Below are 20333 nucleotides of genomic sequence, written 5' to 3' on the forward strand. Positions count from 1 at the left end.
CGCTGCGCATCTTTAATTCGGCGTTAATCGCGACGCGTCAAGATGACTTTCATAATTTTCGAGTCGTCCGCAGATGCCCCAAGTAATCGAGTTCGTCCAGCCTGAAGTGCCGATGCGTGCATCGGCTGAGTCACCCGAGGTATCCGTCGTCGTTCCGGTGTTCAACGAACTCGACAATCTCGGCGATCTGGTCGATCGCATTCACGCAGCTCTGGCACCAACGGGCCGCCGTTTCGAACTGATCATCGTCGACGACGGTTCGCGCGACGGCAGCGGTGTGTTGCTGACGCGATTGGCAACAAAGCGCCCCTGGCTGCGGCCGGTCCGCCTGGTGCGCAATTACGGTCAGTCAAGTGCGCTTCAGGCCGGCTTCGATCGCGTGCGTGGCCGTTACGTTGTGACGCTGGATGGCGATCTGCAGAACGATCCTCTGGACATTCCCGCGATGATCGATCGCCTCGAAACCGATCCCGATGTGGACATGATCTCCGGCTGGCGCCAGCAGCGCCAGGACAAGACGCTGTCGCGTCGACTGCCCTCGATGATCGCCAACAAGCTCATATCCGCCTCGACCGGCGTTCGCCTGCACGACTACGGCTGTGCGCTGAAGGCCTACCGCCGGGACATCATTGACCGCATCCGGCTATACGGCGAACTGCACCGCTTCATCCCGTCGCTTGCTCGCGACGCCGGGGCACGCATCGCCGAAGTCCCGGTGCGTCATCACGCACGCACGCGCGGCGTATCCAAATACGGTATCGACCGCACATTCCGCGTCATTCTCGACCTCGTGCTCATCGTTTTCTTCATGCGTTACCGCCAGCGGCCGCTGCACGCCTTCGGCGCGCTCGGCCTGTGGATGGCGATGCCGGGGGCGGCCATCCTGGGCTGGCTGGGCTTGCTCAAGCTGTTCGGCGAGGCCATCGGGGGCCGCCCGCTGCTGATGGCGGGCGTCATGCTGCTGCTGATGGGCGTACAGCTCGTGGTCGCCGGCCTCATCGGCGAACTCCTGATTCGCATCTATCACGAGGGCCATGGACGACCTCAGTACCACGCGCAGGAGCCTGACGCGCAATGACGCGCGGCGCGGTGCTGCGTCTTGCTGCAGCCGGAGTGCTGCTGGCGGTGGTGATTCACTTCGCCCATCCGCGGTCGCTGGCCGAGGCACTGCTGCGCGCTGATCGCGACTGGTTGATCGCCGGCTTTGCGGCTGCCGTATTGTCCAATGTTTTCTCTGCTCTGCGCTGGCGCGCGCTCACAGTCTGGCTGGGCGCTTCCGTCAGCCGCCGCTTTGCAGTGCTGACCTATTTCAAGGCGATGGCGCTGAACGCGCTGCTGCCGGGTGCTGTGATCGGCGGCGACGTTTTCCGCGCAATCACGTTGCGCCGGGCAGGTCTGCCGTCGCTCGACGCGGGGGTGTCCGTGCTGCTCGACCGGTCCAGCGGCTTGTGGATCCTGCTCGTGGTCGGCTCGGCTGCAGCGCCGTTTGCAGCACAATCACTGCATGTCGCGCAGCCTGGGCCATTCGTTCTTGTCAGTCTGCTCGGTGCAATCCTGCCTCCGCTTCTGCTGATCGCTCCGTTATGGTTGGTCGCAGGGCCGTCGACGCGGGTCCTTCGCGGCCGACGGGTTGCGGCGCTGGCGCGCGTCCAGGCCCTCATGCGGCGGGCGAACGCCCTGCGTCAGTATGGGCTGCAGGTGGCTGCCTCGCTGCTGGTGCAGGCGCTGTCGATCGGCGCGCTTGCCTGTTGCGGTTGCGCGCTTGATCTCGACCTGCCGAGCGCGGTGTGGGCCGCCGCCTCGGCACCGGTCTTCCTGATGGCTGCGCTGCCGGTCAGCTTCGGCGGTTGGGGAACACGTGAGGCGGCTGCGGCCGCGGTTCTTTCCATCTTTGGTGTGCCGGTGGAACAGGCAGTCGGTACAGCCATGCTCTACGGTGTTTTCGGCCTCGCCCAGGCGGCACTGGGCTGTGTATTGCTGACCTGGCGCCCGTTGCCTTTGTCATCTGCCGGCTGAGGCGTAGCAGGATCGACAAGGGCAGGACGTATACTGCGCGCCCGCCCATGAACTGTCCTGCACGCCCAACATGCCGCTCATCACCCTCGATAACGCCTGCCTTGCTTTCGGCGACGTGCCGCTGCTCGACCACACCGCGCTGGTGGTCGAACCCGGCGAGCGGCTGGCGCTGATCGGACGCAACGGCACCGGCAAATCCAGCCTGCTGAAGATTCTCGCCGGCGACGCCGCGCTCGACGACGGCACGTTCTGGCGCCAGCCCGGCATGAAGCTGGCCTATGTGTCGCAGGAACCGAAATTCGAACCCGGCGCACGCGTATTCGACGCGATCGCGCAGGGACTGGGCGAACTGGCACAACTTCTGATCGATTATCACGACGTGGCCGACGCGATGGCGCACGGCGACGAAACCGTGTTCGACCGCATGTCGGAACTGCAGGATGCGCTGGAGCACCATCAGGCCTGGCGCTTCGAACAGCGCATCGAACAGGCGCTGGAGCGTCTGGCGCTCCCGGGCGACGCGAAGGTGGAATCGCTGTCCGGCGGCATGCTCAAGCGCGTGGCGCTGGCGCGCGCGCTGGTCGCCGAGCCGGACATGCTGCTGCTCGACGAGCCGACCAACCACCTCGACCTCGACGGCATCGCCTGGCTGGAAACGTTGCTGAACGACTTCCGCGGCGCCAGCCTGGTGATCACCCACGACCGGCGCTTTCTCGACAGCTTCGCCAGCCGCATCCTCGAACTGGACCGAGGCCAGCTGCGCAGCTACCCCGGCCGCTACGCCGAATACGTGGCGCGCAAGGCGGACGAACTGTCCGCCGAGGCGCTCGAATCGGCGCGCGCCGACAAGTTGCTGGCGCAGGAAGAGGTGTGGATACGCAAGGGCGTCGAGGCGCGGCGCACGCGCGCCCAGTTCCGCGTCAAGCGGCTCGACGAGTTGCGCGCCCGGCGCGAGGCACGCCGTGACCAGATGGGCCGTGCACGCATCGAGGTCGATCGCGGCGAAGCGTCGGGCCAGCTGGTGGCCGAACTGGAAGACGTCAGCAAGTCTTTCGGCGACAGAACGGTCGTGCGCAACTTCACGGCGCGCATTGTGCGCGGCGACAAGGTCGGCTTCATCGGCCCGAACGGTGCCGGCAAGACTACGCTGCTCAAGCTCATCCTCGGCCAGCTGCAGGCCGACAGCGGTGTGGTGCGCAACGGCACGCGCATCGAGGTCGCCTATTTCGACCAGTTCCGCAGCCAGCTCGACGATTCGGCCACGCTGGCCGAGGTGATCAGCCCGGGTTCGGACTTTGTCGAGATCGCCGGCAAGCGCACGCATGTGATCGGTTATCTGGGTGACTTCCTGTTTCCGCCGCAGCGTGCGCGTGCCAAGGTCGAATCGCTGTCCGGCGGCGAGCGCAATCGCCTGCTGCTGGCGCGGCTGTTCGCCCGCCCGGCCAATGTGCTGGTGCTCGACGAGCCGACCAACGATCTCGACATGGAAACGCTCGACCTGCTCGAACAGCTGCTGCAGGACTACGACGGTACCGTGCTGCTGGTGTCGCACGACCGCGCCTTCCTCGACGCCGTGGTGACGCAGACCATTGCCTACGAAGGCGACGGACGCTGGCGCGAATACATCGGCGGCTACACCGACTGGGTGGCGCAGCGCGCCACGGTGCAGGCGGCCGCCACTGCAGCAGCGAAAGTCGCCAGCGCGCCGGCTGTGAAAGGCGACAAGCCGGTGGCTGTCGCTGCGAAGTCGAAACTCAGTTTCAAGGAGCAGAAGGAACTGGACGGGCTGCCTGATCTGATCGCGACGCTCGAAGCCGAACAGGCAACGCTCACCGACCGCCTGTCGGCCAGTACGGGCACCGACGCGGCGAAAGCATCGGCGCGCCTGGGTGAACTGGCCACGCTGATCGATCAGGCGATGGTGCGATGGGAGGTGCTGGAAGCGCGCCGCTGAACCGGATCGGGCGTTCAGGGCTGATCAGGCTCGTCCGGCAGCGCCGAAGGAAGAGGCCGCGAACCATCCATCGGCAGGCCTAGCCGGCCGAGCAGGGTTTCGTGACTGACGCGCAGCAAGGCCTCGACCGCCGAAAAATCGTCCGGCAGTGCCGGATCGTCCCACCCCTTGGCGCTGTGGCGCGCCAGATTGACGGCAAGCGATACGTTTCGGGTGCGTGGGGTGGCGGCCCGGCTGTCGTCCATCAGTTCCACCAGCAGTGACGGCAGCTTCCATGCACGCACCAGCGCGAGCTGGAGTTCATGCGCGGTGACGTTGAATACTGCCTTCTGCGCGGCCGCCGTGCGCATGCCCGGGTTGGCGCGCAGCAGGTCGCGCAGTTCCAGCGACAGCTTGGGCGCAAACACCCAGCACAGCACTTCCGCGACGTCGTGCAGCAACGTGGCAACCGTGATTTCATCGACATCCATGTCATGCCGCATGAGCGCCCATTCGCGGGCCCAGTTGGCGGCACGGCGGGCACGCGCAATCACGCGCATCACACCGAGCAGTGCCTGCGGATGACCGTGCAGGTGGTCTTCCAGCGTCGGCAGGCCGTCGAAATGATTGAAGAATGGCGAAATGCCGATCATCATCAGCGCCCGCTCGATGGTCGTGATGTCGTGATGCTGGCTGTGACGGTTGCGTGTTTCGATGAAGGCGAGCACCCGCAAGGTCATCAGCGGGTCGTGCAGCACGACCTGGGCGATGCTGCGTGCGCTGACCGAGTGCTCCTTCTCGCGCAGTACAGCCAGTTCGCGCACGGTGCGTGCGAGAACCGGCAGGGGCTTGTCCCCCATGTACGCCACCCAGCCGTCAAGGGTGGCAATCGAAACCTCGCGCATGATTCAGGTCCTTCGTTCAGATGACCTGTTTACGGCCGGAATGGGCGCCGGCTGAATGGTGACGGCGATGCGTGGTTCAGTCCTCGTCGTCGTCGATCGTTGCGTCGTCGATCGTTGCGTTGCCGGCCCAGTCATCGTTGTCGGCCTCGCCATCGGCCTCGGCAACCAGCGCCATCGCATTGATCTGGGCGATCTGGTCGAGCAGGCTAGGCATCGGCGGAATGTCTTCGCCCGCCTGCAGGGTGCGGTGGGTGTGGCGAAAACCGAGTGCTTCGGACGTCGGACGCTGCATGGGCATGACTGGACTCCTTGAGCGGGCAGGCAATGACGGATGATGTCGGATACTTTTCCCTTTACGACGAGCGGATTCAGGACTTGAAGGCATGTCGCACCCTGTCACGCAAGATTCATCACGGAAGCTGTCGCCGGCCCGACCTGACGCCGACCTGTTCTGCCGCGTCATCGACAATTTCGGCGATATAGGCGTCTGCTGGCGGCTGGCGCGCTGCCTGGCGCGCGACCATGGCTGGCATGTCAGGCTGTGGGTCGATGCGCTTGATGCGCTGGCGCGTATCAAGCCGCAGGGAGCCGCCGAACCGGGCGTCGAGGTCAGGCAGTTGAATGACGACACCCTCTCCTGCTTGCCGGCCCGTTGCGTCATCGAAGCCTTCGCCTGCGATCTGCCGCCGGCCCTCGTGATGTCCATGGCGGCGCAGCATCCGCCGCCACGCTGGATCAATCTGGAATACCTCAGTGCCGAAGCGTGGGTCGAGGGCTGCCATGGTCTGCCGTCATACGACGCCGCAAGCGGGCTGACCAAGCACTTCTTCTTTCCCGGCTTCACCGCACGTACCGGTGGCCTGCTGCGCGAGCGCGACCTCCCGGCGCAGCGCGACGCCTGGCTGGCCGATGCAGCGGCCCGGAAACACGATCTGGCGCGACTCGGCATGGCCGTCGATACCGGGGCGCTGCAGCTTTCCCTGTTCGGCTACGAAAGCCCATCGATCGCGACGCTGATCGAAGCCCTCGCGGCGCATGCGCAACCGGTGCAGCTGTGGGTCCCGGAAGGCCGGTCGCTGACGGTGGCGGCCGAGGCACTCGGTCGGCCATTGCGCGCCGGGGAGGTCGTGCAGCGCGGTGCGCTCGCGCTGCACGCGCTCGCCTTCATGGACCAGGACGACTTCGACCGGCTGCTGTGGCAGTGCGACCTGAACATTGTCCGTGGCGAGGATTCATTCGTGCGCGCCCAGTGGGCTGCGCGGCCCATGCTGTGGCACATCTACCCGCAGGACGGGGGCGCCCACCTGACCAAGCTCGACGCCTTTCTCGACCGCCATGCCGAAGGCCTGCCCGCAGAGGTGGCGACGCGCCTGCGCGCGCTTCATCGCGGCTGGAACAGCACGGCTGCCGTGCCGGTGGATGACTGGCACGCAGTGCTCGGTGACCTGCCGCTTCTGGCGTCTCACGCCCGCCAGCGGGCAGCCTCGCTGGCGTCTCACGACGACCTCGCGACACAGCTTGTGATGTTTAATCAACCACCTATATAATGCTGGGTTTGCCGCGGCGGGCGTTGCAACAGGGGTTGCAAAGGTTCGAGCTGTACATCGGCGGCTTTCAATCACAACCCTCCCCACAGGAACGAACCCCGCATGAAAACCGCTCAGGAACTGCGCGCCGGCAACGTCGTGAAAATCGGCAACGAAGCCATGGTCGTGCTCAAGGCCGACTACAACAAATCCGGCCGCAACTCGGCTGTCGTCAAGCTGAAGATGAAGAACCTGCTGACCGGTTCCGGTCAGGAAACGGTCTACAAGGCGGATGACAAGTTCGACGTGGTCATTCTCGAGCGCCGCGAAGTCACCTACTCGTACTTCGCCGACCCGATGTACACCTTCATGGATGGTGACTACAACCAGTATGAAGTCGACGCCGAGAACATGGGCGACGCACTGAACTATGTCGAAGACGGCATGGCGTGCGAAGTGGTGTTCTACGAAGGTCGCGCGATTTCGGTCGAGCTGCCGAACTCGGTGGTGCGCGAAATCACCTACACCGAACCGGGCGTCAAGGGCGACACCTCGGGCAAAGTGCTCAAGCCGGCCAAGATCAACACCGGCTATGAAGTGTCGGTGCCGCTGTTCTGCGAAATCGGCGACAAGATCGAAATCGACACCCGTACCGGTGAATACAAGAACCGCGTGAAGTAAGCCGTTTCATCGCCGTTGTTCCGGAAAGCCCCGCCTGGTGCGGGGCTTTTCTTTTGGCGCGGCACAGCTTCTACGCAGCGAGGGTTTTGCGGGAGCGGCGGCCGCGCCGCGATCAGTGCCGCGATGGTCGCTGTGCAACGCGCGTATCGCGGCGAGGCCGCACCTCCCACAGGGCCGGAGCTGATCGCGGCGAGGGCGGAGCGGGGGTTTCGGCGAGCACTGCTCACCGCCCGCAGCGCTGGCTGACTATGCAGGGCCAGCAGTGGATGGCCTCTTCCATAGCGGGTGGCGCTGACAGTCCATGCAACCGCGAAGTCCGGGCACCCGCCGGGGTACACTTGCACGATGTCCCTGCATATTGTTCTGCCAGGCCTGCTTTGGCCGGCATCCCCGCATCACCCACCCGCCCTGCAGTCGCTGAAGACGCCGGCGCTGTCGCGTCTGGCCGGTTGCGGCAGCACCTTGCGGCGGCCGGCGCTGGCGGCGGAATTCCTGCTGGCGTCGCTGTTCGGGCTCGACGAGCGGGCACCGTTCGGCGCGCTGCGCCGTGCCGGCCAGGGCGAGGCGGTGAACAGCCGGCAATGGCTGGCAGCCGACGCCGTACATCTGCGCTTCGCGCGCGATGCCCTGCTGCTGACCGATGCACCCGATGTGGCACCGGACGCAGAGGAAGCCGCCGCACTGTGCGCGTCGTGGAACGCGCATTTCGCCAATGTCGGCTGGCTCTACATGGGCGCCGGCGGTCACGGCCATCTGGCGCTGCATGAACCCGTCACCGTCGACACCACGCCGCCGGGCGGCGCGCTCGGACGCAAGATCGACGTGCGCCTGCCATCCGGTCCGGATGGCGCGAAGGTGCGCCAGTGGATGAACGAAACCCAGATGCTGTTTCACAGCCACCCGGTGAATGCCGCGCGCGAAGAGGCCGGGCGCCCTGCCATCAACAGCCTGTGGTTCTGGGGCGCCGGCGTGGCGGTCGCACGCGCACAGGCGCGACCCATCCAGGTGTGGTCCGACAATGCGCTGGCACGCGGCATGGCTCTGGCGTCCGGCGTGCGCACGGCGCCGCTGCCGGCACAGGTCGGCGTGGCGTTGTTGCAGGACAATCTCTTGGTGCTCGACGCCGCGCTGGCCCCTTCGCTCTACCTCGACGCCGAAGCCTGGGCGCAGGCCGCACTCACCATCGAGCAGCAGTGGATCGTGCCGGCACTGGCAGCGCTCCGGCGTGGCGATGTACAGACGCTCACGCTGACGCTGAGCGGCGACGACGGACGCGTCGATGTCACCGTGCAGCGGCGCGACCTGATGAAATTCTGGCGCCGTCCCTTTTCCGTCGTTGCGTCGCCCTGATGCGCGGCCCCTGCCTGCCGGAATTCCGATGACCTGCATCAAGAACCGCCCCGTACCGCTGCGCAGCAGCGAGATGCTTGCCCAGCAGGGCGTGCACCCGCTGCTGGCCCGCCTGTACGCCGCGCGCGGCGTACAGGACCGCAGCCAGATCGACTACTCGCTCAAGGCGCTGCTGCCGCCGGATTCGATGCGCGGGCTGGCCGACGCGGCGGTCATGCTGGCCGATGCGATCGAAGCCGACGCCCGCCTGCTGATCGTCGCCGACTACGACTGCGATGGCGCGACCGCATGCGCCATCGGCATCCGTGCGCTGCGCGCAATGGGCGCCAACGTGAGCTATCTGGTACCGAACCGCTTCGAATACGGCTACGGCCTGACGCCGGAGATCGTCGATCTGGCGGCGCACGCCGAACCGGACATGCTGATCACCGTGGACAACGGCATCGCCAGCGTCGAGGGCGTGGCACGGGCGAACGAGCTGGGCATGTCGGTGCTGGTGACCGACCACCACCTGCCGGGCGACGAACTGCCGGCGGCCGACGTCATCGTGAATCCGAACCAGCCGGGCTGCGACTTCCCGAGCAAGGCGATCGCCGGCTGCGGCGTGATGTTCTACGTCATGCTGGCGCTGCGCGCCGAACTGCGCAGCCGCGGCGCCTTCGACGGCCGTGAGGCGCCGAATCTGGGCAATCTGCTCGATCTGGTGGCACTCGGCACGGTGGCCGACGTGGTGAAGCTGGATCACAACAATCGCATTCTGGTCACCCAGGGCATGCAGCGCATCCGCGCCGGCAACATGGTGCCCGGTCTGCGCGCGCTGTTCGCAGCGGCCGGGCGCGAGCCGTCGCAGGCGCAGTCCTTCGACCTGGGCTTCGCGCTCGGGCCGCGGCTCAACGCGGCCGGGCGGCTGTCGGACATGTCGCTCGGCATCGAATGTCTGATCACCGACGACTTCGCACGCGCGCTCGGTCTGGCGCAACAGCTCGACGCGATCAACCGTGAGCGGCGCGAGATCGAACAGGGCATGCAGGAAGACGCCGAGGCGCAACTGGCCGGCATCGATATCGGCGAATCGAAGTCGTTGTCGCTGTTCCACCCGGACTGGCACCAGGGCGTCATCGGCATCGTCGCCTCGCGCATCAAGGAGCGCGCGCACCGCCCGACCATTGCCTTCGCGCGCGGCCACGAGGGTGAAATCAAGGGCTCGGGTCGCTCGATTTCCGGCCTGCATCTGCGCGACGCGCTCGATCTGGTGTCCAAGCGCGAACCCGGCCTCATCATCCGCTTCGGCGGGCACGCCATGGCGGCCGGCCTGACGCTGCTCGAACACGACCTCGACCGCTTTCGAAGCGCATTCGAACGGGCGGTCGCCGACATGGTGGAACCTTCCGCGCTGACCCGCACCATAGAAACCGACGGTGCGCTGGAGGCGTCGCTGATGAACCTCAACGCGGCGACGCTGATCGAAGCCGGGACGTGGGGCCAGGGCTTTCCGGCGCCGGTGTTTTCCGATCGCTTCGAGGTGCGCAACCAGCGTCTGCTGAAGGACAAGCACCTGAAGCTCGCGCTGGTGAAGGACGGTGCAAGCTTCGACGCCATCTGGTTCAATCGCGCGGAACCGCTACCGGCGCGCGTGACCGCCGCCTACCGGCTGGACATCAACGAATACCAGGGCGTACGCCGGATACAACTGATGGTCGAGCACGCCGAACCCTTCTGAAAGCGGCGCCTGACCTTGCACCTTGCACCTTGCACCTTGAATCTTGCATCTGAATCGAAGTGTCGTCAGCGCCATGTCGCATCGAACCGTTGTGGTGTCCGCGCAGACTGATGATCGAAAGGACCGATACACATGTCACATGACCGCTACTTCCGCCGCGAAATGTCGCGCCGCGACTTTCTCTGGTTGTCCGGCATCGCCGGCGCCGCGGTGACGCTGCCTCAGCTGACCGGCTGTGCGACCGACCCGATCACCGGCAAGCAGGTCGTCGTCGGAATGTCCGAAGAGGGAGAACTGGGCATCGACCGCCAGCATTCGCCGAAGCAGTTCTCGGCCGACTACGGCGCGGTGCAGGACAACGCACTGAACCGCTATGTGAACAACCTCGAGCTATCGCTGGCGAAGAACACGCATCGGCCGGAGGTGCCGTACAACGCACGCGTCGTGAACGCCAATTACATCAACGCCTACACCTTCCCCGGCGGCAGCATGGCGGTCACGCGCGGCATCATGCTCGACATGGACAGCGAGGACGAACTGGCCGCCCTGCTCGGCCACGAGACGGGCCACGTCAACGCACGCCACAGCGCCAAGCAGGCGGGTCGCACGATGATGGCCCAGGTCGGCGCCACGGCGGTGAATGTCGCCGTGGCGATGTCCGACTACCGGGGCGCCGCACCGCTGGCCAACATCGCGACCCAGGTCGGCGCCAGTGCGCTGCTGGCCGGTTACTCGCGCAGCGACGAGCGCCAGGCGGATGCGCTGGGCCTGGAATACATGACCAAGGCCGGCTACAACCCGGACGGCATGGTGAATCTGATGGACATGCTGCGCAGCCAGAACAAGGCCAGGCCCAGCCTGCTGCAGACCATGTTCTCGTCGCACCCGATGTCCGACGAGCGCTATGCCACGGCCGAACGCGAGGCGCAGGGCACGTATGGTTCGCTGCGCAACAAGAAGATGTCGCGCGAACGCTACATGGACAACACGGCATCGCTGCGTCGCATCGCGCCGGCCATCAAGGCGCAACAGGACGGCGAATCGCTGATGGCGAAGAAATCGATCGAGGAAGCGGAAGGTAGTTTCGCGAGGGCGCTGAAGGTGGCACCGGACGACTACTGCGGCAATGTATTGATGGGCAAGTGCCTCATTGCGCAGAAACAGTATGACGATGCGGATCGTCACTTTGCGCGCGCGGCAGAGCTTTATCCGGGCGAAGGCCAGGCGATTTACCAGCGCGGCGTGTCCAGGCTGGCGCTGAACCGGCCGCAGGAAGCGCTGGCATCGTTCAATGCCTACGACCGCATCCTGCCGGGCAACCCGTCCACGCTGTTCCTGAAGGGTGTTGCCTACGAAACGATGCAGGACAAGCGCAACGCCAGCCAGCACTACGCGGCCTACATCCGCAGCGGCAACAAGGACGCGCAGGCCCAGTTCGCCTTTCAGCGACTGCAGAACTGGGGCCTGGTGAAGTAAGGAAACCGTAAGGCAGGAAATATACGGTGCGCCCGCCTGCGCAGCGACGCTGCAGTGCGCCTTGTGGTGGCCGGTACGCCGGGGTTAGCATCACCGGGCGTCGTATCTGTACGGCACACGGCGAGCATTGCACCGCACACCATGATGCGGTCACAACAACGACGATGAGGAGAGCAAGACATGTCCGAACAGAACAAACCCCAATCAGCCCGCAGAAACTTCCTGGCCAGAGCCGCCGGCACCGCAGCCGGTACGGCGGCAGTGGCCTTCCCGAGCATTTCGGTCGCCCAGTCGCCGATCACGTTGCGTTTCCAGTCCACCTGGCCAGCGAAAGACATCTTTCACGAATTCGCCCAGGACTACGCCAAGCTGGTCAATGAAATGTCGGGTGGCCGCCTGAAGATCGACGTGCTGCCGGCCGGTTCGGTGGTGAAGGCCTTCGACCTGCTGGATGCGGTCAACAAGGGCACGCTCGACGGCGGCCACGGCGTGATCGCCTACTGGTACGGCAAGAACTCCGCGCTTGCGCTTTGGGGCTCCGGTCCGGCCTTCGGCATGGATGCCAACATGTTGCTGGCGTGGCACGAATTCGGTGGCGGCAAGGCGCTGCTGGAAGAAATCTACAAGAGCCTCAACATGGACGTCGTGTCCTACATGTACGGCCCGATGCCGACGCAGCCGCTCGGCTGGTTCAAGAAGCCGGTGTCCAAGGCGGAAGACATGAAGGGCCTGAAGTTCCGTACCGTCGGCCTGTCGATCGACGTGTTCACCGACATGGGCGTGTCGGTCAATGCATTGCCTGGCGGCGAAATCGTGCCGGCGATGGACCGCGGCCTGCTCGATGCGGCCGAGTTCAACAACGCGTCCAGCGACCAGGTGCTCGGCTTCCCCGACGTGGCGAAGGTGTGCATGCTGCAGAGCTTCCACCAGGCGTCGGAACAGTTTGAAATCCTGTTCAACAAGAAGCGCCTGGACGCGCTGGCGCCCGACCTGCGCGCCATAATCGCGTCGGCCGTTCCGGCTGCTTCGGCCGAAATGTCCTGGAAGGCGATCGATCGCTATTCCACGGCCTACATGGAGATGCGCGACAAGCAGGGCGTGAAGTTCTACAAGACGCCGGACCCGATCCTGAAGGCGCAGCTGGCCGCGTGGGACAAGGTGACCGAGAAGAAGGCGTCGGAAAATCCGCTTTTCGCGAAGGTGCTCGAATCGCAGCGCTCGTTTGCGAAGCGCGCCGCGGCCTGGCAGAACGACACCACCGTCAATTTCCGCATGGCGTACGACCACTTCTTCTCGAAGAAGGGCTGAGCCCCGGCGATCGCCAACAGACCGGCGCCACCGAACGGGGCGCCGGTTTTTTCATTTCGGGCATCGATGCGCGTGCCTGCCGGATCAGGAAACCGCCATGCAAGAACTGCTGCTGCGCATAGATCGATTCAACACCCTGGTCGGACACGCCTTTGCGTGGACCGTGGTGCTGCTGACGCTGCTCATCACCTGGGAAGTGTTTTCCCGCTACGTGCTGAATTCGCCGCATGCCTGGGTGTTCGACGCCACCTACATGCTGTACGGCACACTGTTCATGATGGCCGGCGCCTACACGCTGGCGGCGAGCGGTCATGTGCGCGGGGACGTGCTGTACGGCTTCTTCAAGCCTCGCACCCAGGCCACGCTGGACCTCATCCTGTACTTCGTGTTCTTCATTCCGGGCGTGCTGGCGCTGTGCTGGGCCGGCTGGGACTTCGCGTCCGAATCCTGGGTGATCAACGAACATTCTTCGGTGTCGGCCGACGGCCCGCCGATCTACCCGTTCAAGGCCATCATTCCGCTGGCCGGAGCCTCGCTGATGCTGCAGGGCGTGGTCGAAATCCTGCGCTGCATCATCTGCATCCGCCAGGGTGAATGGCCGTCGCGCGTGCGCGACGTGGAGGAGGTCGACGTCGAGAAGCTGCGCCACATGGTGCACGCCGATCTGCCTGAAGAGGCGCCGGCAGGGAGCACGAAATGAGAAAGGAACTGCGTTTCGGCTTCGGCCTGATGGCGATCATCATCACCGCCACGGCCATCCTGATGCCCGCGCCGTCGGAATGGACGAGCGGTCACCTGGGTCTGCTGATGCTGGCGCTGGTCGTGGTGGCCATCATGCTGGGCTTTCCGACCGCGTTCACGCTGATGGGCATGGGCGTGATCTTCGCCTGGCTGGCCTACCGCTCGCAGAATCCGGACATCGCGACCCAGCAGACGCTGGACCTGATGGTGCAGCGCGCGTTTTCGGTCATGACCAATGACGTGCTGATCTCGATTCCGCTGTTCGTGTTCATGGGTTATCTGGTCGAGCGCGCCAACCTGATCGAAAAGCTGTTCAAGAGCCTGCACCTGGCGATGTCGCGCCTGCCTGGCTCGCTGGCTATAGCCACGCTGGTGACTTGCGCCATCTTCGCGACCGCCACCGGCATCGTCGGTGCGGTGGTCACGCTGATGGGACTGCTGGCGCTGCCAGCCATGCTGCGCGCCGGCTATGACGTGCGCCTGTCGGCCGGCGTCATCACGGCCGGTGGCTGCCTGGGCATCCTGATTCCGCCGTCGGTCATGCTGATCGTCTACGGCGCGACCGCCGGCGTGTCAGTGGTCAAGCTCTATGCGGGTGCCTTCTTCCCCGGCCTGATGCTGGCCGGTCTTTACATGGTGTACGTGATCCTCATGGCCAAGTTGCGCCCCGACTGGGCACCGCCACTGCCCGAGGCCGAACGCCATGTTCCGTTGCCGGCGCTGGCGGCGCAGGTGGCGCGCCAGTACGGCTCGCGCGCCCTCCCCTCGCTGCTTGCTGCGTTGAAAGGCCCGCGCAACGCCGATGTGCCGATGGGCAATCTGCTCGGCCAGCTCGGGCTTGCGCTGCTGCCGCTGATCGCGGTGACGGTATCGCTGTTCGCCATCCACGGCTCGATGACGGCGGTGAAGGTGATCGACGAAGTGCCGGCCGGGCTCGAATCGTTCGAAAGCAGCTATTCGTCGTCATCACTGGCTGAACCGGACAGCGATGGCGGGCTGGCAGAGCCGCCGGCCGAAGGCGGTCTGAGCGAACCACCGCTGGAATCGGGACTGTCCGAACCGCCCGAGGCGGGCGTATCCGAGCCACCGCAGGAAGCAGGTCTCGCGGAACCGCCCGGAGCCGCGCCCATGGCCGCAGAAGCGCCTGCTCCCTCACTGGCTGAACCGGGTGCAGAAATGCCCGCCGCGGGCGACGCCGTCGCCGCGCCGACCGCTCCACCGAGCTTCTGGATTGCCTGCGCCATCTGCGCCGCGCTATTGATCGCGTTCTACGCCATCCTCAGCTTCGAGCGGCTGGAAATCTTCAAGATGCTGCTGTCGTCGTTCTTTCCGCTGGCCGTGCTCATCCTGGCGGTGCTCGGCTCCATCGTGTTCGGACTAGCGACACCGACCGAAGCGGCGGCGATCGGCGCCTTCGGCGGCGCGCTGCTGGCGGCGGCCTACGGCCAGCTGAATTTCGGGGTCATCAAGGAGTCGGTGTTCCTGACCGCCAAGACCTCGGCCATGGTGTGCTGGCTGTTCGTCGGCAGCGCCATCTTCTCGGCCGCGTTCGCGCTGCTGGGCGGACAGGAACTGGTCGAGAACTTCGTGCTGTCGATGGATCTGACACCGATCCAGTTCATGATCCTCGCGCAGTGCATCATCTTCATCCTCGGCTGGCCGCTCGAATGGACCGAAATCATCGTCATCTTCATGCCGATCTTCGTGCCGCTGCTGGCGCACTTCAACATTGATCCGCTGTTCTTCGGTCTGCTGGTGGCGATCAACCTCCAGACCGCCTTCCTGTCGCCCCCGGTGGCGATGTCGGCCTTCTACCTGAAGGGCGTCGCGCCGTCGCACGTGACACTGAACCAGATCTTCTCCGGCATGCTGCCCTTCATGGGCATCCAGGTGATCATGCTCATCCTGCTCTACATGTTCCCCGGCATCGGCCTGTGGCTGCCGAACTATCTGTACAACTGACGTAACCGTCACAGCACGCTGCGGAGGTGCCTTTGCACCTCCGCATTCCTGCGGCGCCACGTAAAATCCAACCGATGCCTCCTGCAGAACCGAATCGCCTGCTGGTCCGCCTGCGCTGGACCGCCTTCCTGCTGCTCGCCTGCTCCTATGTGCTGGTGTTCTTCCATCGCACCGCGCCTGCCGCCATCGCGGGCGAGCTGACGCGCGACTTCGCGGTGGGCCCGGCTTCGCTGGGCATTCTGGCCGCCAGCTACTTCTGGATCTACACGGTGATGCAGATCCCGACCGGCGTGCTGATGGATACGCTCGGGCCGCGTCGCATCGTGGCTTTCGGGGGCGTCATCGCCGGCATCGGGGCCATCATCTTTGCCCAGGCGGATTCGCTGTTAGTCGCCGTGGTCGGCCGCGCACTCGTGGGGCTGGGCGTGTCCTTTCCGTTTCTCGCACTGCTCAAGATCAACGCCGCCTGGTTTCCGGAAAGCCGCTTCGCCACCATGAGCGGGCTGACCCAGTTCATCGGCAATCTCGGGGCGGCCGTCGCTGCGACGCCGCTGGCCTGGCTGGTCGGCGTGGTGTCGTGGCGCTCGGTGTTCGTGTCGCTGGGCCTGCTGTCGATGCTGCTGGCCGTGCTGACCTGGCTGTACGTGCGTGACCGGCCGGAAGACGCCGGCCTGCCGTCATTGCGCGAGCTGTCGGGCAAGCCGGCGCATGCGCCGCTGGCCGACGACTGGAAGGCCGGACTGCGGCGCGTCGCCGGCAACCGCTCGACCTGGCCCGGGCTGTTCGTCAATCTGGGCATCGCCGGCAGCTTCTTTTCGTTCGCTGGCCTGTGGTGCGTACCCTGGCTGATGAAGGTTCAGGGAATGGACCGCGCGCTGGCGGCGCAGCATGCCACGCTGATGCTGGTCGCCTTTGCCGTCGGGGCGCTGTTCATCGGACGGCTGTCCGACCGGCTGCGTCGTCGCAAGAGCGTCATGCTGGTCGTCGGCACCGTGTACCTGCTGTGCTGGCAGCCAGTGACCCAGGGCATGCCGCTGACACCGCTGGCCAGCCATGCGCTGTTCGCGCTGCTCGGCATGTCGGCCGCCGCCTTCACGCTGAGTTGGGCCAGCGCAAAGGAGGTAAATCCGCCGGCGCTGTCGGGCATGGCCACCAGCGTGGTCAATGTCGGCTGCTTTCTCGGCGCCGCCATCCAGCAGCCGCTGGTCGGCTGGGTGATCGAACGCGAGATCGGCGGCCCGGGTGAGCCGACCGCTGCCGCCATGGCGTCCGGCATGTCGGTGTTCGTCGTCGCGGCACTGATCGGTCTGGCCGGTGCGGCCATGGTGACCGAAACGCGCGGCCGCAATCTGACCGAGGTGCAGGCGTGACGCTGGGCAGCAATCTGCTCGGGCTGATGGTGCAGGTCATGCTGCCGCTGTCGCTGCTGGTCGCGGCCGGAGGCTGGTGGGCGGCACGCATGGGCGATGGCCACGATGCCGGCATGCTGCGCGCGCAGTTGAACCGGCTGGTCCTCTATCTGTTCTATCCGGCCATCCTGTTCGCGGTCGCCGCCAGCACGCCGATCAGCGTCGAGTTGCTGACGGTGCCGCTGCTGGTCGGCCTGGGCACGCTGGCCAACGGCGCGCTGCTCTATGCATTGCTGTGGAAGACCCGGCTCGGCGCCGGCCTGCACGACACGACGCGCGCCGCGCTGATGCTGGGCGGCATGTTCGGCAACACCTTCAACGTCGGTGCACCGGTACTGGAATTCTTCTTTGGCGACGGCGCCATGCGCTACGCCATCTTCAACGACATGTTCATGACCATGCCGGTCGTGTGGACACTGGGCGTGTGGATCGCCACCCGGCTCGGCTCGCACGCCGGCGGCGAGCGTCCGGACGTGCTGCGCACCGTGCTGATGATGCCGCCGATGTGGGCCTTCGCGCTCGGACTGGGCGCGCAGTACAGCGGCCTGGCCTATCCGCCGCTGATCGAGGCGGCGCGCTTCATCGGTCAGGCGGCGATCCCAGTCATCATGTTCGTGCTCGGCATGACCATTCCGTGGCGCCGGCTGGTGCCGCGCACCGAAGTGCTGGTCGTCGCGTCGGTCAAGCTGCTGGTCGCACCGTTGCTGATCTGGGCCATCGTGCTGCTGTGGTCCGACGTGCCGAACGAAGCGCAGCGCGCATCACTGGTCGAATGCGCTACGCCGACCTTCATGACCTCGCTGCTGCTGGCCGAGCGCTTCAAGATCGATGCCGCCGCCTCGGCACTGCTGATCGGCTGGAGTACGCTGCTGTTCTGGCTGTCGCTTCCGCTGCTGATGGCGCTCGGGCTCTTCGGTTGAAGTCAGATGCAAGGTTCAAGATTCAAGTTGAAAGTGAGTAAGGCCCTTCCTGTCGTGGCAGCCGTCCACTTCAGTCTTGAATCTTTAACCTTTAATCCTTCGTCTGGCGATGACGCCTCGCAAGACCGGCGCACAGCACGAGGCCCGCAATCAGCAGGGTCCACGTTTCCGGTTCGGGTACTGCGGTCACGCTGTACTGGCTGCCGGAACTGAAGGCAAGCGACTGGCCTGCCTGCACATGGATGCCGGTCAGCGTCGCGGTGCCATAAAGATCCATTGCGCCGTCCCAGATCGCGAAAGCACTCAGCGACACGATGAACGCGTACTGCAGTCCGTCCTCGAGCTGCGCAGCGAACGAAAAGTTTTCGACGCCGCTGTCGACACCGATGTCGAAAGTCTCCTGGCTGACCAGAAGCGGCGAGGCGCCATCCAGCCTGTAAAGCAGCACGTCCAGCGCGCCCTCGGCGTTGGCGTCCCCGAAAAGCGATCTGTAGTAGGTGAAGGATTTGACCGGGTCACTGAAGCTGATCAATCCATCCGGGCCCCACGCCACAGCATGCCGCTCAACTGCGAACTGAAATGTCGCCTCGCCGGATCCGGACGCGACGAACGGCTCGTTGTACGAGCTTTCCGCACGCGCTCGCGACCAGGATGAGCCAGTGCTCGCGTAGGTCACATTGCCACCCTGGTCAAGCAGTTCGAAGTCGAATTCCGAACTGTCGCGGGCAATCGCGGAAACCTTGTTCGATCCGAGGTTCGTACTCGCCCGGGCCGATGCCCACGCCGTATCAACCCTCAGCAGGGGCGAGCCGGAGACGCTGTCCTGGACGACCACGTTGGCGAGCGAAGACGATGACTGTTCCCATTGATCCGGATAGACCTCTTCCCAGCACCAGTCGCTCGAAGCGCCGCATGGCGGCGAATCAACCACCAGTCTTTCAAGAACGATCGCGTAACGCTCCGCGCTGGACCACGAATAGGTCCATGCCGTCGATGTCGCAACGTTATTGAACGAAAGTGTTCTGGCCGGCGATGCGGTCGCGCAAAGCAGCGCGCCGACCGCTGCCACAACATGAATCAGGTGTGCCTTTCGTGATGCATTCATGTCTATCCTCCTTTGAATCGTCTCGTCCGACCACCCGAAGATGCAAGCAAGATGGGTGCAAGAACGATGCGGCTACCCCGGCGTTACTCGCAACCGCCCAGCGTCGATCTGTGGCGCCTGCACGAAGCGATTTGATTACAATGAATTTTCTGTAGCGGACCAAGTTCCGCGCATGCACGAAAAGCCGACCCGACCGGGGTCTTGAATCTTTCCGCCGCGCGCAAGCCTGCCGCTTCTTCGTGCCTGCGTCATGACCATGTAAATATCTCCGACAGCGAGCGGCGCATCGGGTGGCACACCCATCGTTGCGCCATTGGCGATTCAGCCGCGTGCATTGCGGACACGGATACCGCTTCACGCCCTCGGGTTCGTTCACAAATTCTTCATCTTCTTGTCACGTGCGGTTTGCAAAATTGTAGGTTGCGATTTTTCCCAACCAAGAAACCGGAATCCCAATGTCCATCGAATTTGAAGACGTGACTGAAACCCTTCGGTGCATTTCGATCAGCGGTCGCCTCGACGTTCCGGGCACCGATGCGATTGCAACCCGTTTCACCGCGCTTGCCGCATCGGTTGAGCGCCGTATCGTCGTGGACATCAGCGAAGTCAGCTTTCTGGCTTCGATGGGCATTCGGGCATTGATCATGAATGCCAAGGCGCAGCAACAGCGCGGCGGGCGGCTGGTGCTGTTCATAGGCGGTAATCAGCCGGTGGGCAAAGTACTGGAAAGCACCGGCATCGACGCATTGATTCCTATCTGCACGGACATGGCGGAAGCACGGGTAGCCGCGCTTGCCTGATGAATACGTCGGCGCAGCGCTGCCCCGGCCTGCATTCGGAGTGCATCATCCGGGCCGTCATCGATGATCTTCGAATTGCATCCGCCTGGCTCGCAGCGACCGGCTCGGATCACGGCCTACCTGTCGAACAGATCATGCGACTCGATCAGTGCCTGGACGAAGCACTCGCAAATGTAATCGCGCACGGCGGGCCGGCCGCGCGCGAGCATGAGGTGAGCCTTGTTTTCGTCACTCGAAGCGAGGGCTGCCGAGGTGAAGCTTCGGTTACGGTGATCGATTCGGGGTTTGCCTTTGACCCGCTGTCGGTCCGGCCGAAACCGCGCCCAGCCAATCTTTACGATGCCGAACCGGGTGGGCTCGGTCTCACGATGATGCGCAACTTCGCGGATACGCTGGAATATGGCCGCCACGCCGATCGAAACCATCTGACTTTCAAGGTTTGCTGGGACGAACCGGCGCGCGGAAAACCGGACTGATTTCC

Annotated in this window: 18 protein-coding genes; 15 read left to right on the forward strand and 3 right to left on the reverse strand. The window is 64.8% G+C overall.

Annotated features, from left to right (window positions below):
• Positions 1–73: 73 nt before the first annotated feature.
• The 3 genes from NMQ16_RS08080 (at position 74) to NMQ16_RS08090 (ending at position 3970) form a co-directional block, all read left to right on the forward strand.
• Entirely contained in the window at positions 74–1078 is a 1005-nt protein-coding gene (locus tag NMQ16_RS08080; RefSeq protein ID WP_257080016.1) for a glycosyltransferase family 2 protein, read from the forward strand.
• Positions 1075–2016: a lysylphosphatidylglycerol synthase transmembrane domain-containing protein gene (locus tag NMQ16_RS08085; protein ID WP_257080017.1), complete on the forward strand. Its 942-nt coding sequence runs from the start codon at positions 1075–1077 to the stop codon at positions 2014–2016. The genes NMQ16_RS08080 and NMQ16_RS08085 overlap by 4 nt, the downstream gene beginning before the upstream one ends.
• 70 nt (positions 2017–2086) lie before the next feature.
• On the forward strand, positions 2087–3970 hold the full coding sequence (locus tag NMQ16_RS08090) for an ATP-binding cassette domain-containing protein (RefSeq protein WP_257080018.1): 1884 nt from the start codon (positions 2087–2089) through the stop codon (positions 3968–3970).
• Between the two features lie 14 nt (positions 3971–3984).
• Here NMQ16_RS08090 and NMQ16_RS08095 read toward each other — a convergent pair whose 3' ends face one another.
• Both NMQ16_RS08095 and NMQ16_RS08100 read right to left on the reverse strand, forming a co-directional pair.
• Positions 3985–4854, reverse strand: coding sequence for an HDOD domain-containing protein (locus NMQ16_RS08095; RefSeq protein WP_257080019.1), 870 nt, complete (start codon positions 4852–4854; stop codon positions 3985–3987).
• A 76-nt stretch (positions 4855–4930) separates the two neighbouring features.
• Positions 4931–5152 carry a hypothetical protein gene (locus NMQ16_RS08100; RefSeq protein WP_257080020.1) on the reverse strand — a complete coding sequence of 74 codons (222 nt, stop codon included), beginning with the start codon at positions 5150–5152 and terminating at the stop codon, positions 4931–4933.
• An 85-nt stretch (positions 5153–5237) separates the two neighbouring features.
• On the opposite strand from NMQ16_RS08100, the gene earP reads away from it, so the two are divergent.
• The 10 genes from earP to NMQ16_RS08150 all read left to right on the forward strand — a co-directional run bounded on the left by earP (position 5238) and on the right by NMQ16_RS08150 (position 17947).
• Positions 5238–6401 carry an elongation factor P maturation arginine rhamnosyltransferase EarP gene (gene earP / locus NMQ16_RS08105; protein ID WP_257080021.1) on the forward strand — a complete coding sequence of 388 codons (1164 nt, stop codon included), beginning with the start codon at positions 5238–5240 and terminating at the stop codon, positions 6399–6401.
• 102 nt (positions 6402–6503) lie between these two features.
• Positions 6504–7061, forward strand: coding sequence for an elongation factor P (efp, locus tag NMQ16_RS08110; RefSeq protein ID WP_257080022.1), 558 nt, complete (start codon positions 6504–6506; stop codon positions 7059–7061).
• A gap of 345 nt (positions 7062–7406) precedes the next feature.
• Complete coding sequence (locus NMQ16_RS08115; RefSeq protein ID WP_257080023.1) at positions 7407–8411, forward strand: hypothetical protein; 1005 nt, start codon at positions 7407–7409, stop codon at positions 8409–8411.
• A 28-nt stretch (positions 8412–8439) separates the two neighbouring features.
• Entirely contained in the window at positions 8440–10131 is a 1692-nt protein-coding gene (recJ, locus tag NMQ16_RS08120; RefSeq protein ID WP_257080024.1) for a single-stranded-DNA-specific exonuclease RecJ, read from the forward strand.
• 132 nt (positions 10132–10263) lie between these two features.
• Entirely contained in the window at positions 10264–11607 is a 1344-nt protein-coding gene (locus tag NMQ16_RS08125) for a M48 family metalloprotease (RefSeq protein WP_257080025.1), read from the forward strand.
• Positions 11608–11787: 180 nt separating this feature from the next.
• Positions 11788–12915, forward strand: coding sequence for a TRAP transporter substrate-binding protein (locus NMQ16_RS08130; protein ID WP_257080026.1), 1128 nt, complete (start codon positions 11788–11790; stop codon positions 12913–12915).
• Positions 12916–13012: 97 nt separating this feature from the next.
• Entirely contained in the window at positions 13013–13615 is a 603-nt protein-coding gene (locus tag NMQ16_RS08135; protein WP_257080027.1) for a TRAP transporter small permease subunit, read from the forward strand.
• On the forward strand, positions 13612–15618 hold the full coding sequence (locus tag NMQ16_RS08140) for a TRAP transporter large permease subunit (protein WP_257080030.1): 2007 nt from the start codon (positions 13612–13614) through the stop codon (positions 15616–15618). The genes NMQ16_RS08135 and NMQ16_RS08140 overlap by 4 nt, the downstream gene beginning before the upstream one ends.
• 74 nt (positions 15619–15692) lie before the next feature.
• Positions 15693–16988, forward strand: coding sequence for an MFS transporter (locus NMQ16_RS08145; RefSeq protein WP_257080031.1), 1296 nt, complete (start codon positions 15693–15695; stop codon positions 16986–16988).
• Positions 16985–17947: an AEC family transporter gene (locus NMQ16_RS08150; RefSeq protein WP_257080032.1), complete on the forward strand. Its 963-nt coding sequence runs from the start codon at positions 16985–16987 to the stop codon at positions 17945–17947. Before NMQ16_RS08145 ends, NMQ16_RS08150 begins: the two co-directional genes overlap by 4 nt.
• A 91-nt stretch (positions 17948–18038) precedes the next feature.
• On the opposite strand, the gene NMQ16_RS08155 is transcribed toward NMQ16_RS08150, so the two are convergent.
• The gene (locus NMQ16_RS08155; protein WP_257080033.1) at positions 18039–19052 is read right to left on the reverse strand and encodes a PEP-CTERM sorting domain-containing protein; all 1014 of its coding nucleotides are present in this window, start codon (positions 19050–19052) and stop codon (positions 18039–18041) included.
• A gap of 455 nt (positions 19053–19507) precedes the next feature.
• Between NMQ16_RS08155 and NMQ16_RS08160 the strand changes: the two genes are divergently transcribed.
• Together NMQ16_RS08160 and NMQ16_RS08165 are read left to right on the forward strand one after the other, a co-directional pair.
• Positions 19508–19852 carry an STAS domain-containing protein gene (locus tag NMQ16_RS08160; RefSeq protein WP_257080034.1) on the forward strand — a complete coding sequence of 115 codons (345 nt, stop codon included), beginning with the start codon at positions 19508–19510 and terminating at the stop codon, positions 19850–19852.
• On the forward strand, positions 19852–20328 hold the full coding sequence (locus NMQ16_RS08165) for an ATP-binding protein (RefSeq protein WP_257080036.1): 477 nt from the start codon (positions 19852–19854) through the stop codon (positions 20326–20328). The genes NMQ16_RS08160 and NMQ16_RS08165 overlap by 1 nt, the downstream gene beginning before the upstream one ends.
• Positions 20329–20333 lie beyond the last annotated feature (5 nt).

The sequence above is a fragment of the Methyloversatilis sp. XJ19-49 genome (assembly GCF_024580145.1).
Lineage (GTDB): Bacteria > Pseudomonadota > Gammaproteobacteria > Burkholderiales > Rhodocyclaceae > Methyloversatilis.